The 15,388-nt window shown below is 47.9% G+C and carries 12 protein-coding genes; 11 read left to right on the forward strand and 1 reads right to left on the reverse strand.

Annotated elements, in window-relative coordinates:
- Positions 1 to 149 precede the first annotated feature (149 nt).
- The 9 genes from ABJ081_04385 to ABJ081_04425 all read left to right on the forward strand — a co-directional run bounded on the left by ABJ081_04385 (position 150) and on the right by ABJ081_04425 (position 12,748).
- On the forward strand, positions 150 to 1,082 hold the full coding sequence (locus ABJ081_04385; protein MEP6355900.1) for a ribose-phosphate pyrophosphokinase: 933 nt from the start codon (positions 150 to 152) through the stop codon (positions 1,080 to 1,082).
- 299 nt (positions 1,083 to 1,381) lie between these two features.
- On the forward strand, positions 1,382 to 3,724 hold the full coding sequence (locus ABJ081_04390) for a nitrate- and nitrite sensing domain-containing protein (protein ID MEP6355901.1): 2,343 nt from the start codon (positions 1,382 to 1,384) through the stop codon (positions 3,722 to 3,724).
- A 185-nt stretch (positions 3,725 to 3,909) separates the two neighbouring features.
- Positions 3,910 to 4,563: a 50S ribosomal protein L25/general stress protein Ctc gene (locus ABJ081_04395; protein MEP6355902.1), complete on the forward strand. Its 654-nt coding sequence runs from the start codon at positions 3,910 to 3,912 to the stop codon at positions 4,561 to 4,563.
- A 27-nt stretch (positions 4,564 to 4,590) separates the two neighbouring features.
- Positions 4,591 to 5,319 (forward strand): aminoacyl-tRNA hydrolase, encoded by a 729-nt coding sequence (pth, locus tag ABJ081_04400; protein MEP6355903.1) that lies wholly within the window; start codon positions 4,591 to 4,593, stop codon positions 5,317 to 5,319.
- Positions 5,319 to 5,705 (forward strand): YchJ family metal-binding protein, encoded by a 387-nt coding sequence (locus tag ABJ081_04405; protein MEP6355904.1) that lies wholly within the window; start codon positions 5,319 to 5,321, stop codon positions 5,703 to 5,705. Before pth ends, ABJ081_04405 begins: the two co-directional genes overlap by 1 nt.
- A 222-nt stretch (positions 5,706 to 5,927) precedes the next feature.
- Complete coding sequence (locus ABJ081_04410) at positions 5,928 to 6,938, forward strand: MoxR family ATPase (protein MEP6355905.1); 1,011 nt, start codon at positions 5,928 to 5,930, stop codon at positions 6,936 to 6,938.
- Positions 6,938 to 7,849 (forward strand): DUF58 domain-containing protein, encoded by a 912-nt coding sequence (locus ABJ081_04415; GenBank protein MEP6355906.1) that lies wholly within the window; start codon positions 6,938 to 6,940, stop codon positions 7,847 to 7,849. Before ABJ081_04410 ends, ABJ081_04415 begins: the two co-directional genes overlap by 1 nt.
- The gene (locus ABJ081_04420; protein ID MEP6355907.1) at positions 7,849 to 10,662 is read left to right on the forward strand and encodes a DUF4159 domain-containing protein; all 2,814 of its coding nucleotides are present in this window, start codon (positions 7,849 to 7,851) and stop codon (positions 10,660 to 10,662) included. Before ABJ081_04415 ends, ABJ081_04420 begins: the two co-directional genes overlap by 1 nt.
- A gap of 1 nt (position 10,663) precedes the next feature.
- On the forward strand, positions 10,664 to 12,748 hold the full coding sequence (locus ABJ081_04425) for a hypothetical protein (GenBank protein MEP6355908.1): 2,085 nt from the start codon (positions 10,664 to 10,666) through the stop codon (positions 12,746 to 12,748).
- Here the strand turns inward: ABJ081_04425 and ABJ081_04430 are convergent.
- The gene (locus ABJ081_04430) at positions 12,695 to 13,249 is read right to left on the reverse strand and encodes an N-acetyltransferase (protein MEP6355909.1); all 555 of its coding nucleotides are present in this window, start codon (positions 13,247 to 13,249) and stop codon (positions 12,695 to 12,697) included. The two genes, ABJ081_04425 and ABJ081_04430, sit on opposite strands and share 54 nt — an antisense overlap.
- A gap of 296 nt (positions 13,250 to 13,545) precedes the next feature.
- Between ABJ081_04430 and ABJ081_04435 the strand changes: the two genes are divergently transcribed.
- Positions 13,546 to 14,289, forward strand: coding sequence for a sulfite exporter TauE/SafE family protein (locus tag ABJ081_04435; GenBank protein ID MEP6355910.1), 744 nt, complete (start codon positions 13,546 to 13,548; stop codon positions 14,287 to 14,289).
- 65 nt (positions 14,290 to 14,354) lie between these two features.
- Positions 14,355 to 15,341: a glutathione S-transferase family protein gene (locus ABJ081_04440; protein ID MEP6355911.1), complete on the forward strand. Its 987-nt coding sequence runs from the start codon at positions 14,355 to 14,357 to the stop codon at positions 15,339 to 15,341.
- Positions 15,342 to 15,388: the final 47 nt, after the last annotated feature.

The following is a 15,388-nucleotide window of genomic DNA, read 5'->3' on the forward strand; positions in this document are numbered from 1 at the left end:
ACAAAATAGCATTTTTTAACGTGAAAACGGGGATTATGACAATTCTATATCATTGATAGTTTACAGCCGCCTTCGCACATGGTTAAACGCCGATAACTTCGAGGGTATGAGTCCCTCACAGCAGTGTAACGCAAAGTGAGCCAGTCGTCATGAAAATCGTCTGTGGAAATGCCAATCGCACCCTTGCAGCAGATATTGTCAAATATCTCGATACGGAACTGGTGGGCTGCGATGTCAGACGCTTTGCCGATCAAGAAATATTTGTCGAAGTGCAAGATAATGTTCGCGGACAAGACGTGTTCATCGTTCAATCGACAAGCTATCCTGCCAATGACAATCTCATGGAGCTGCTTATTCTATGTGATGCCATGCGCCGCTCATCAGCAAAACGCGTGACTGCAGTGCTTCCTTATTTCGGATATGCTCGTCAAGATCGCCGCACATCAGGCCGCACGCCTATATCCGCTAAACTCGTTGCCAACCTGATAGTTGAAGCCGGCGCAGATCGCGTTTTAACGCTTGATCTTCACGCGGGGCAAATTCAGGGCTTTTTCGACATTCCAACAGATAACCTTTTCGCTGCCCCCGTTTTTGCACGAGACATTAAAGAACGTTACGAAACCGGCAAAGCCATGGTTATCTCCCCTGATGTAGGGGGCGTTGTGCGTGCGCGCGCTTTGGCAAAACGCCTAGACGCACCACTGGCAATCGTTGATAAGCGCCGTGAAAAAGCTGGCGAGTCCGAAGTCATGAACATCATTGGGGATGTCAAAGGCCGAGATTGTATATTGGTTGACGATATCGTCGATTCCGGCGGCACCTTGTGCAATGCTGCAGAGGCCCTGTTGATCGAAGGCGCGACATCCGTCACAGCTTATATCACCCACGGTGTCCTCTCTGGCGGTGCTGCGGCGCGAATTGGCAAGTCGGCACTCAAAGAACTGGCAATTACAAACTCCATTGAACCAACAAAAGCCGTATCGGATGCACCTAATATTCGCGCAATTTCACTCGCGCCTCTATTAGGTGAAGCAATTCACCGTACCTATGAAGAGCAATCGATAAGCTCCTTGTTCAAATAAAATGAAACTGATTTAAAAAATCTACATTCGTAATGATTAATTAACTACAATAATACACCCTCTTATTATTACTAATAAGACTACCTAATTTTGCAATTAAACACATTCATATATCTAAATTGAATTTATCGACCCTAATTATACAGTAAAAATAATACCAGACCTTAAGACTCCATATAGCCCAATCACGCTTTAAATTAATTTCTAATTCCATGATGTTGAAATCCAAACACGTGACGAATGAGAAATGCAAAATTCGATATTAGATATATTTAATAAACTGAGAAGTGAACTTAATTATGTCCCGAGCTTTACTCAATAAATCCATCGTCTTTCGTCTTGCACTCGTCTGTCTATTCCCGATCGTAGCTCTTATAATCGTAAGCACATCCAAACTTACAAGCGAATATGACAAAGCCCGCCAAGCCACCACCATCGCCCATATTCTTGAGGCGGCGCCTTTCATTTCCAATGCAGTCCATGAACTGCAAAGAGAACGTGGAGTATCTGCAGGCTTTATCAGTTCAAAGGGGAAAAACTTTGCATCTGAAATTGGTCAGCAGAGAAAACTTACAGATTCAAAACTGAATGACTTTAATCTCAATGCCCTCATCGCTGAGGAAGTGCATGACGTTCCAAAGTATAAGGAAACTTACTTTAGTATCAAAAAAGAACTCGGCGAACTAAAGGCAATGCGCGGAAGAATTGATCGCTTCGAGCTAACTGTGCCGCAAATGGCACAATATTATACGCCCTTGATAAACCAGTTGCTCAGCATGATTGAAGATACAACTTATATCATGCAAGATGCCAGTGTTCTAAGGTTGACGTTAGCTTATACCGCCCTCTTACAAGCCAAAGAGAAATCAGGCATTGAACGCGCAATGGGTGCTGCTGGGTTTGGCGCTGGCATCTTTAAAGAGGGCATATATCGGAAGTTTATCCGCCTCGGCGCTATACAGGATGTTCAATTTAATACATTCAAAACATATGCGACAGACCAAAAAATAGAACTGATGGAAAAGGTATTATCGGGTTCAGTCGTGAATGATGTCGCGGCACTTCGCAACATAGCTTTTGGAGCACCTTATGGTGCCGATATATCCGCGGTCACTGCACCACAATGGTTTAAAGCAAGCACAGCACGTATTGAAGCCATTAAAACGGTCGAAGATGTTGTGATTGATGACATAGAAATTTACATTCACGACAAAGCAGATGCCGCGATGCAATCATTCTGGATTTTGATCGTGATTCTTGTGGGCTTGATTGCATTAACCTGCTTCATCTCCTACTTCGTTTACTCATCAATTGCTCCACCGATCAAACGCCTTGTTAGCACCATGTTGGAACTTGCGAAAAACAACACCAATGTTGAAATTGGTGATATTAATAGGACAGATGAAATTGGAAGCATGGCCAAAGCTGTCAATACTTTTAAAATCAATATCATCGAACGCGGCAAGCTGGAAAAAAATGTCCGTTTTGAACGTGAAAAAGAAGATCAACGCCAAAGCTATATTGAAAAGATTGTCGATAAATTTAGAGAGACTATCAATGAGTCCATCACTGAAGTCGCAAGCCAAACCAAGAACTTGAATGGCTCAGCTGACCGACTTTCAATAGTGGCACAATCAGTAACAGAAGAAGCCGTAAGCGCTAATGGCGCAACAAACAACGCCTCACAAAATGTAGAGTTAGTTGCGGCAGCAACTGAAGAATTATCAGCTTCAATTCGCGAAATCACTTCACAAACAAACCGCGCTAGCACACTAATGACCTCTGCTTCAGAACAGGCAAATGAGACCGACAAAAACGTCTCTGATCTATCACATGCTGCCGATGAAATAGGTTCAGTTGTTAGTTTGATCAGTGACATCGCGGAGCAGACAAACCTGCTTGCACTTAATGCGACCATTGAAGCTGCTCGTGCCGGCGAAGCGGGTAAAGGTTTTGCCATCGTCGCCTCCGAGGTTAAAAGCCTCGCAAACCAGACAGCAAATGCAACACAGAATATTTCTGAAAAAATATCCGGCATTCAAGGTTCCACTCAAAATGCTGTGACCTCAATCCGCAGCATCACAGAAGCAATGGAAAATATAACGACACTAACAAAGACCATCGCATCATCCGTGTCCGAACAACAAAGCGCGACGGAAGAAATAGCCCAGTCCATCAATTCCGTATCCGATGACACCGGGAAAGTGGCCACGAATGTCGAATCTGTAACGCATTCTATAGAAAAAACGTCCGCTGAAGCAGATGGCCTTACAAAGGCCTCCGAAGTACTATCAGCCCTCACACAAAAGCTCTCTAAAGAAGTAACTATTTTCCTCAAAGACATCACAACAGATGTCAAGGAGAGACGCACAGCGCTTAGAACTCAAATGAAGAAAATTGTTGTAATCAACAATGATGGCCGTCGCCTGCAGTCAGCAACAATCAATGTCAGTGACACTGGCTTGGCTATTGAGCGCATCGATGGTTTGAATATTGGTTCAAAGTTATCGATAGAATTCTCCAGTGGCCGTATCATTCAAGGCGTTCTTGTGCGCGAAAACGACTGTGACATGGGCATACAATTTGCTGAAGCAATTAAAAGCAAGGAATTCTTTGAGCAAACAGAAGAAGTAGCGGCATAAAAACCAAAAAATAAAATCCAGAAACGGGGTCGTCGGTATATTTCACGGCGACCCCGTTTGCATTTATTTTATCCTTACAGTATAAGCCGCGAAGCTGTTGTTCACCCCTGGAGGAACCAGCACGTAGCGTGTCATTTATCATTGGCCGCTTCGCATTTAATACCAGACAATTTGGAGTGTATCTCATGAGCTATGAACTCAAAGCCGAGATGCGCGACCGGGTTGGCAAGGGGGCCGCTCGTGCTTTACGTCGGGACAAAAAAGTTCCGGCTGTAATTTACGGCGACAAAAAACCTGCTGTACCGATCGCCATCGATTACAAAGAAACCTTCCTCAAGTTGCATTCCGGTGGCTTTATGTCCACGGTTGGAACCATTGATGTGAATGGTGAAAAAATTAAAGTGATCCCAAAAGATTACGCACTTGATCCCGTCAAAGACTTCCTAATTCACGTCGATTTTCTACGGATCACCAAAGGCGCCACCATCACGGTTGAAGTGCCTGTATTGTTCGAGAACGAAGAAGAATCACCAGGCATCAAGCAAGGTGGCGTCTTAAACGTGGTTCGCTATACACTCGAACTCAACTGTCCTGTTGAAAGCATTCCTGAAAATATTGTGGTCGATCTTGCAGGGCTTGATCTCGGTGATGGCATCCATATTTCTAACGTCAATCTTCCTGAAGGAATTGTCTCGGCAATTTCAGATCGTGATTTCACCATCGCAACGATCGCAACACCAGCGGGCATCAAAGAAGACCTCAAAGACGACGATGCAGAATCAGATGAAGTCGCTGCAATAGATCAAGAAGGTGACGCATCAGAAGACGGCGAAGAGTAATTCTCTTTTCGAGCATAGGAGTGAACCATGTTTCTCATTGTAGGACTGGGCAATCCGGGCGCTCAATATGCCAAAAATCGCCATAATATTGGCTTCATGGCGGCAGATGAAATTCATCGCCGCCATGGCTTTTCAGACTATCGCTCCAAATTTCAAGGCATGGTCGCAGACGGCTCCATTGATGGTGTCAAAACTCTCATTATAAAACCAACAACCTTCATGAACGATTCTGGCCGCTGTGTTCGTGAAGTCTGTCAGTTTTACAAAATTCCGCTTGAAGATATTGTCGTCATTTATGATGAGCTTGATCTTGCCCCGGGCAAAGTGAAGCTAAAAAAGGGAGGCGGCTCTGGCGGACACAACGGTATCAAATCACTTGATGCGCACATCGGTAAAGACTACCGCCGCGTACGGCTTGGCATTGGCCACCCCGGCGATAAAAATCGTGTCTCAGGCTATGTCTTGGGTGATTTTGCCAAAGCAGATCATGCATGGCTCGAACCGTTGCTTGACACCCTTGCCCTCACCATGGACACATTGGCCAATGGGGAAGATATCAATTTTACCAACAAATTGGCGCTCAAGCTAAATTCCAATGAACCGCCAAGCGCGCGCGGACAAACAAACAAAGCCGCAAAGCACGAGAAAAAAAATCAAAGCCATATTCATCAGGCAAGAAAAAACAATCAAAAAAATATACCAAAATCCGGCCCGATGTCAGATATGTTGAAAAAACTATTCGGCGGAAAAGAGTAATGATCTGTCCCTGCGGTACGAAGCGCAATTATGACGCTTGCTGCGCGCCATTTCATAAAGGCGAAGCTTTACCTCAAACAGCAGAAAAATTAATGCGTTCGCGCTATTCAGCCTTTGTAAAAGCTGAAATCACCTATCTCAAAGACACCTATTGGCCAAAATTTCAACGTGATTTTGATGAGGCCAGCTACCGTGCGCGAGCAATAAACAGCACGTGGCTAGGGCTGGAGATAGAGGCCACTGATGGTGGCGAAAGCGCTGAGACCACAGGTACCGTCACCTTTGTTGCCACATCAATGACACAAGGCTCGATTAACAAACAGCGCGAGAAAAGCCTTTTCAAGAAAAAAGCGGGCCGCTGGTACTATGTTGAGCAAATTGATTAAACTGAGAGCCAAGACACGCTAAAAGTAATGAGCGTACACAACATTATGCCACAATCTTGATTGGTTCTTTTGGATTCATTGGGTCTTGACCATAGACATTGGATACAATTCCTCCACATACTCAAATGATGGTGTTGAAAAGCCAGTGAGTTGTAACAATTAGGCAAAGAATACTGATACAATTTTTGGCAACATATTCGAATAGATTAATAGGAGCGTCGAATGAGCGCGGTAGACAAAACGCATTCCCAGATAATCAGTGATATCGTCGAAGAGGCCGACGCCGCCGCTGTGCGCATTCAGGCTGCACGCGATGCTATTGGAACTGTTATTTTTGGTCAAGAAACCGTGGTTGAACGGGCTTTCACGACTATTTTAGCCGGTGGCCATGGCTTACTCGTCGGTGTGCCAGGGCTTGCAAAAACCTTGCTTGTTGAAACCATGGGCACGGTTTTGGGGCTTGATGCAGGCCGCGTTCAGTTTACGCCGGATTTGATGCCGTCAGACATTTTAGGTTCTGAAGTGATGGACCAAGACGACAAAGGAAAACGCGCCTTCCGTTTTATCAAAGGACCAATTTTCACACAGCTCTTAATGGCTGATGAAATCAACCGAGCCAGCCCGCGCACCCAGTCCGCCCTCTTGCAGGCGATGCAAGAATACCATGTCACGGTGGCCTCCCAGCGCTATGACCTGCCAGAACCATTTCATGTGCTGGCGACCCAAAACCCGCTAGAGCAAGAAGGCACTTACCCATTGCCAGAAGCACAGCTTGATCGTTTTTTGATGCAGATCGATGTGCTCTATCCAACACTGGAGGCTGAACGCCGTATTTTGACGGAAACAACCGGCGCAAATTCTGATGTTGCAAAACCGGTTTTAGATGCAAAAGAATTACGCGCCATCCAGCTACTTGTGCGCAAGATGCCCGTTGGCGAAAGCGTGATGGAAGCCATCCTCGAGCTGGTCCGTTCTGCACGGCCAGATCTAGAGTCAAATAATGAGATGACAAAACACATCGCATGGGGGCCTGGGCCACGCGCCTCGCAAGCCCTGATGCTAACCGTGCGCGCCCGCGCCTTGTTACAAGGTCGCCTTGCGCCATCGCTGGATGACGTACTGGCTTTGGCAGAACCAGTTCTTCAGCATCGTATGGCGCTGTCTTTCTCCGCCCGCGCTGATGGTGTTTCTGTGCGCGATGTCATTGCATCCTTGAAAGGCAAGATTGGCTAATGGTAAGTGCAAATGGCACTTTAGAGCAGGCAACAGACGCCCCGTTCACCCTATTGAGCGAGGCGCAGAAAACGGCTGAGACATTGCCGGATCTGCTGCTGGAAGCACGTCGTGTTGCACGCACCATCATGTCCGGCTGGCATGGCCGCCGCATGGCAGGCCCCGGCGAGAGCTTTTGGCAATTTCGTCCCTTTGTGGAAGGCGAAAATGCCGCCGCGATCGATTGGCGCCGCTCCGCCCGTGAGGACAGTATTTATTTGCGTGATCGTGAATGGGAAGCCGCCCAAACCGCATGGCTGTGGCTTGATCTGACAAAATCAATGCAATTTGGCTCATCGCTCGCTGGCGTCACAAAACGCGCCCGTGCGATTGTTCTCACTCTTGCCATCACCGAGCTTCTCACAGCCGGTGGCGAGCGCACTGGCCTTTTGGGTCATACCCGCGCCACCACACGGCGCAACGCAGCTGAAATTTACGCTGAACGCATTTCACGCGCGAATGTGCTGCCCTCTGATCAAGGCATGCCTGCGCCCGAAGGCATCAATCGGTTTTCCGAAGTTGTCTTGTTTGGTGATTTTCTTGACCCCATCACAGAACTCGAAAAATTTATACATCAAATCGCACGAGCCGGAACACGCGGCCATGTGGTACAGGTACTTGATCCGGTAGAAGAAGGTTTTCCCTATACGGGCCGCGTTGAATTTCAAGACCCTGAAAGTGGTCAAAAGATAACCGCAAGCCGCGCCCAGTCTTACCGCGATGAATATCGCGAACGCTTGGAAAGCCGCCGTCAAGCGGTCAAGGATTTATGTCATAAACTAGACTGGACATTTTTGGTGCATCATACTGATCGGCCAGCCAGCGAAGCCGTTTTGACTCTTTATCATCGCTTGGCAGGAGGGCGCGTTTAATGTTTGGTACCGCGCTTTCTTTTGCAAGTCCCGCGATTCTTGGCGCGCTGATTCTTTTGCCAGTGATCTGGTGGCTTTTGCGTCTCACGCCACCACGCCCGCAACGCCAAGACTTTCCACCAACAAGGCTTTTGGCAGAGCTGACAAAAAAAGAAGATACACCGCACAAAAGCCCGTGGTGGCTCACGGCTATTCGCCTGTGCCTTGCAGCCCTTGCTATTATTGCGCTGGCCGGCCCTTTCTGGCAGCCAAACCCAGTTGCAACGTCAAGCGACAAGCCGCTGCTTCTCGTCGTTGATAATGGCTGGACCACCGCGCGCGATTGGCCCAAACGCGCCAAAGCTGCCCGCAACATTGTCCAAAATGCCATTCGGCTGCAAAAACCGGTGGCCCTTGTTATGACAACGGAACCTGAAAATGCCGAGGTACGCCTGATAGAACCGGAAAAAGCGCTCGAAAGCCTAACCGCTCAAGCCCCTGCCCCCTACCCAGAAGATCGAGCAACAACCGCCACACGCCTCAAGTCCGCGACGAGCGCCTTGGGTGATGTTGATGTCATTTGGCTTGCAAGCCCCCTTAAAACCCAAGGGGATGATGTGCTTGCGACAGTATTGAGCCAAATCGGCGATGTCGCCATCCGCTTTGAGCCCTCAAGCCGGTTTGCGATCACCCATGCGGGGAATGGCGCAAGTGCGCTCAATATAACCATCAAGCGATCCGCACTAACAACCCGCCCAGCGACTTTGCGCGCGCTCGATAAAGACAACCTATCATTAGCCGATGTGCCAGTATTTTTTAAAGACAGTGCCTTGGAAACCCATGCTGATATCGAATTGCCGATTGAGTTGAGAAATCAAATCACACGCCTTAACCTGATTGGGGAGGACGGCAATACAATAGAAAGCATCGGTGCGACCTATCTGATTGATGACCGCTCACGCAGGCGTTCAATAGGTCTGGTCTCTGGCGTTAAAAACGATCAAGCACAACAACCCCTGCTCTCGCCGCTTTATTATATTCGCCGCGCGCTGGAACCTTTCACAGATATTCGTGATTCAGGAACACCCAATTTGACTGAGGCCATACCCGAACTGCTTCAATCAGGTGTCTCAATGATTGTGCTAGCAGACGTTGGCACTATTCCTGTGGATCAGACAGACCGCTTGCGCAAATTTATGAGTAAGGGCGGCACAATTGTGCGCTTTGCAGGGCCGCGTTTGGCGGCATCAGAAGATAAATTGACACCTGTGCGCTTGCGCGCTGGCGACCGCAATCTTGGCGGCTCTCTCACATGGGAAGAACCACAAAAGCTCGCGCGATTTTCTGAAGCTGGTCCTTTCGCAGGCATGAATTTGCCCGATGACATTGAAGTCACTCGTCAGGTTTTGGCAGAACCTGATTTTGATTTATTAAAGAAGACATGGGCAGAGCTTGAAGATGGCACGCCGCTTGTGACCGCTGAACAGGTGGGCGAAGGCTGGCTCGTTTTATTCCATGTCACCGCTGATGCCACATGGTCGAACCTTCCTATATCGGGCGCTTTTGTCGATATGCTGGTCAAACTAACAGCCTTCTCATCAGTGCCTGCAAGCGCTATTGCGGATGAACGCACAAATCAAACGCAAACCTTTCCACCATTCCAAACACTCAATGCTTATGGCCACCTCACCGCACCGATTGAAACCGCCAAACCCATTGAGCTGTCAAAGCTTAGGGATGTAACAGCCACTCGTACAACGCCGCCAGGGTTTTATGGAAAATCAGAAAGCTTGATTGCTGTTAATCTTATAAAAAAGGATACAAAGCTCGAAATGCTTGAACCACAGAGCTTAATTTCCACGGCAGCAATTTCATCCATTCAAGAAGAAGGAACAAAGGATCTGCGGCCCGCCTTTTTCACCATTGCTTTGCTTTTATTATTACTCGACAGCTTCATTGTAGCAGCGATGGCAGGATTGTTCTCGCGTGGCATACTCCAGCGCATGCGGCCACTGGCCTCGACGTTGCTTTTGGGCAGCTTTTTTCTCATCACGCAAAATGCAATCGAGACCCACGCGCAGCAAGTAAACGACGACATATCTTTTGATGCAACTTTAACAACCCGCCTTGCTTATGTTGTCACCGGCGATGATGCTATCGATGAGATCAGTCAGGCAGGGCTTTTCGGTTTGACCAATTTCTTAGGCCTGCGCACCGCCTTAGAACCCGGGCCACCCATTGGGGTTGATATTTCTAAAGATGAACTCGCCTTCTTCTCGCTCCTCTATTGGCCGATTGATGCCCGCGCAGAAGTACCCGACACCAACACAATGGCACGTGTTGATGCCTTCATGAAACAGGGCGGCACGGTGTTGTTTGACACCCGTGATCAACTCGATGTTGGCATCACCAGTGTCACACCCGCCAATGCAAAATTGCGCCAGATCGTTGCAAATCTCGATATTCCGCCACTTGAACCCGTACCCTCAAATCATGTTCTCACCCGCGCCTTCTACCTGCTACAAGAGTTTCCCGGTCGTTGGCAGGGCAGTCCTTTGTGGGTTGAGGCAACGCAAAACGGCGACACCGAAGATCAAGGAAGTCGTTCTCAAGCTGATGGTGTCTCATCAATCATCATCACCGCGAATGATTTCGCTGGCGCATGGGCGACGGACGAAAACGCTCAGCCTCTTTTGCCCACACTGCCCAACAATCCAAATCAACGCATTTATGCCTTCCGCGTTGGCGTTAATATTGTGATGTACACGCTCACAGGCAATTACAAAGCAGATCAGGTTCACATACCCGCACTGCTCGAACGATTGGGTCAATAACATGATCTGGCGCATGGACATCGACCCTCTCTTGGCTTGGCCCTATATCGGCATAATTGCCTTAATCGCTATCCTGATTGCTAGCTTGCTTATTTTAACACGCACCCGTGGTGCCCTTTTGCGAGCGCTTGCCTTATCGTTTGGAGTATTGGCACTCATAAACCCTGTCTTGATACAAGAAGACCGCGAGCCGCTCACAAGCGTTGCAGCAGTTGTAATTGATCGTTCAGACAGCCAAAGCCTTGATGATCGTAAAAGCCAGACCGATGAAGCAGTCAAGAAACTGGAAACACGGCTGGCAGCTATTCCAAACCTTGATGTGCGTATTGTTGAAACGAATGGGCGCGATAAGGCGCGTGAAGGCACCGCTTTATTTGGTGCGTTGGAACGCGAGTTTTCCGACGTGCCACCAGATCGGATAGCAGGCGCAATTCTTTTGACCGACGGTCAGGTGCATGACGTACCTAGTGATGGTGAGGCGCTTGGGTTTAAAGCGCCTTTACACACATTGCTTACCGGTAAGGCAGAAGAGTTTGACCAGCGTCTCGTCCTCACAGAAGCACCGCGTTTTGGCATCGTGGGCGAAGAGAAAGAGATAAAATTCAAGGTTGAAACAACCGATAACGCCAGCAGGCAAAGCGCACGCGTTATTATCAATCTAAACGACGAGACAACCATCGCAGAATCCGTGCCAGTGGGACAAGAAATCACCCTCGCTATTGAGATTGATCGCGGTGGCCAAAATATTCTCGAAATCAGTGTCGAAGAAGTGCCCGGCGAATTGACCGCTATTAATAACACGGCAGTTCAAACAATCGAAGGCATTCGCGAAAACCTACGTGTGTTGCTGGTTTCCGGCGAGCCGCATTCTGGCGAACGCACATGGCGCAACTTACTTAAATCAGACGCAACAGTGGACCTTGTTCATTTCACCATTTTACGTCCACCAGAAAAACAAGATGGCACCCCCATCAACCAACTATCGCTCATCGCTTTTCCAACCCGCGAGCTCTTCTCGGTAAAAATCAATGAGTTTGATCTCATCATCTTTGATCGATATCAACGGCGCGGTGTCTTGCCAGTACTTTATTTCGATAACATCGCACGCTACGTGCAAGAAGGAGGCGCTATCTTGATTGCAGCCGGACCTGATTATGCAGACCCGACCTCAATCTACCAAACTCCTTTAGCCCCGATTTTACCCGCCCAACCCGTCGGTAGCGTTTATGAAGATCCATTCCATGCCCGCGTCACCAAGCCGGGTTTTCGTCATCCTGTTACTCGCAATCTGGAAGGCGCAAAATCTGAACCACCGGCATGGAGCAGATGGTTCCGTCTGATCGATGTGGAAGACCCACGCGGCAATATTATCATGGATGGTCCTGATGAACGCCCGTTGCTGATTTTAAACCGTGAAGAAGAAGGTCGTGTTGCTTTGATGCTGTCAGACCATGCATGGCTTTGGGCTCGTGGTTTTGAAGGCGGCGGACCCCATGTACAACTACTACGCCGCTTGTCGCACTGGCTCATGAAAGAACCTGATCTGGAAGAAGAAGCACTGAGAGGTTTTAGTGAAGGCGATGATCTGATCATTGAACGTCAAACTATGGCTGAGAGCGCTGAGGGTGCCCCCCCGCGCAAAGTACAAATCACAACACCCATCGGTGATATCATTGATCTAGACATCAGTGAGCGCGATCCAGGCCTACTTGTTGCGCGTCTTGAAAAGGCTTCACCGGGACTTTATCAGATATCGGACGGCGACCTCACAACCCTTGCACATGTAGGGCCACCCAATCCAAAAGAATTTCAAAATGTCGTCTCTACGGATGCAAAGCTTGATGCCCTAACAAAAGCCACTGGTGGACGAATCTTGCGCGCAAGCAAAGTCAGCCCACGCATTGTAGCGCTTAAAGGTATTAGCGACAGCAACCGCACACTAGGCGGGCGCGACTGGTTCGGCCTGAAGATGACAGATGCCTCGATCTTGAAAGGCGTCGATCGCCTCTCTCTCTTCGCAGGCCTTTTAGGGCTAGCCTTGCTCCTCGGCGCCTTCGCAACCATGTGGTACCGCGAGGGGCGATAGGCCTTTGATAACGCCTTGATAGTCTTCACGCTTGTGATCATCATATTCTTCAGGCCATGCGATCAACAGACGTGAATAATCAACCGGCCCAGGCATTGAAATTCCCTTTGGTGTGCGCTCAAAACCAAGTGGCGCATAATAGGGCGCATCACCGACTAATAGCACTGGAAGCTGTACTTTTTCCCGAACCATCGAAAGACCCTGTTGCACCAACGCCCTGCCAATGCCAAAATTTTGTAAGGCGCGCGCGACACACAAAGGGCCAAGCAAAAACGCCTCTGCGTGCGCGATGCGAACCGCTGTTAACCGCACAGACCCGACAAGCTCATCTCCCTTGAGCGCGACAAAACTAAACCGCGCGTCTGGCGCGCATCCCTCACGCACACGAAAAGCAGTACGAGCAAAACGCCCCGGACCAAATACATCTTCATGCAACGCTTCAATGGCGGCAGCATTATTTTCGGTTTCAGGAATAATGGTAAATTCAGAAGAAATTGTCATGGAAGCTCGCAGGATATCTTAAATAGAGTGGCTTCCGGTAACTGTCTTGAAATGGCTCTTGATCTAAGCGCAGACACGAAAGCAGGCAAAAACGGATACACAAATTGTGCATCGACGTCGGCTTCGCATGTGTCGTCGCAAAGAAGTCATTGATATCGCCTTCATTCAAGAAGCCGCTCACTATCACGCTTTTCAAAAGCCGTAAAGAAGGCAAATTCCAATTAGGTAAATAGGCTAAAGGGCTGATATGCTTTATAGAGGCGCAATAATGGCCTGCTTATACGGTATTTATTTTAATGGAAATCGAGATTTTATTACTGATTGCCGCTGGCATTTTTATATTTGCGGGGACAATCAAAGGGCTTATCGGGCTTGGATTACCAACGGCGGTCATCGGACTTTTATCGCAGTTCACTGATCCACGCCAAGCCATCGCGCTATTGCTACTCCCAATGCTCGCATCCAATGCAGTCCAAACCTATAAAAACGGTATGACACTAAAGGCACTCAAACTTTTCTGGCCGTTTGCACTCTTCATGTTCATTGGCATTTTGATTTTCACACAATTCGCTGCCGATTTTTCCGCTGACGGATTAAAAATTCTGGTCGGCATCATGATCATTGTTTTCGTGCTGTCCAACGTTTTCACAAAACCTCTCATAATCAGCAAGAAAAGAGATAAACTTGCACAGTTTTTTTTCGGTTCAATTGCCGGAGTAATGGGTGGATTAACATCACTTTGGGCGCCACCTATGGCTGTTTATTTAATGTCCAAAGAGCTCAATAAAGATGAATTCGTAGGGGCGCTCGGGTTTTTACTTTTGGCAGGCTCCATTCCACTGTTCATAGGGTATTGGCATGCAGGGCTCACAGACCCTACCAAGTTAGGATATTCACTGATTATGGTAGTGCCAACGATATTTGGACTCTTGATCGGGGAAAAAGGACGCAGTTATTTGAGCGGCGAACAATTCAGAAAACTATTGCTTTTCATTTTTTTCGTACTCGGTCTTAATCTCATCCGTGGTGCCCTTTTCTAATATGGATCTTGTTTTGCCTCCTATCACTCCTCATATGTATTCCACCACATAAGCAGGAGGGCAACATGGGTCTATTGGTCGATGGAATTTGGCATGACGAGTGGTATGACACCAAAAAGACAGACGGCAAATTTGTCCGCAAAAAATCAACATTTCGCCATTGGATAACTTTTGACGGAGCTGCTGGCCCTTCAGGTGATGCAGGATTTAAAGCCGAAGCAAACCGCTATCACCTTTATGTCTCTCACGCTTGCCCATGGGCACATCGCGCCATGATTTTTAGAGCGATCAAAGGGCTGGAAGAGATCATTTCCATCTCCGTGGTCGACCATTTGATGGTGTCAAAAGGGTGGGAGTTTTCAACCAACCCAGGCGCCATACCAGATGATCTTTTTGGCGCAAAAACCATGGCTGAAATCTATTTAAAAGCTGATCCGCACTTCACCGGCCGTGTCACTGTTCCAGTATTATGGGACAAGAAAAAACATACAATAGTATCCAATGAATCGTCTGAAATCATCCGCATGTTTAATTCAGCATTCAACAATATCACGAGCAATAGGCTTGATTTTTACCCTGAAGAATTGCGAGCAAGCATCGATGCGATCAATGAAACAATCTACCATACGGTCAATAACGGTGTTTACAAATCAGGCTTTGCCACGACGAAAGAAGCCTATGAAGAGGCCGTCACAGCCCTTTTCCACACATTAGATCAGCTTGAAGGTATCTTGGCTCAAACGCCCTATCTTGTTGGCAATAAGATCACAGAAGCTGACTGGCGCCTTTTCACAACGCTTATCCGTTTTGATGCAGTTTATGTCGGCCATTTCAAATGCAACATCAGGCGCATTGAAGATTATCCAAATATTTCCAATTATTTACGCGCACTCTATCAAGCACCAAGTATCGCAGACACCGTTAATATGGACCACATCAAACGCCATTATTACGAAAGCCATGACACGATAAACCCAACAGGCATCGTGCCAGTTGGCCCTCATATTGATTTTGAAGCACCCCACAACCGGCCGACACTCACGTTCACGTGATTATCTGTTAAATGCAGAAATGATCCATCCTGTTATCCTGCTCAAAA

The sequence above is a fragment of the Hyphomicrobiales bacterium genome (genome assembly GCA_039989895.1).
Lineage (GTDB): Bacteria > Pseudomonadota > Alphaproteobacteria > Rhizobiales > JACESI01 > JACESI01.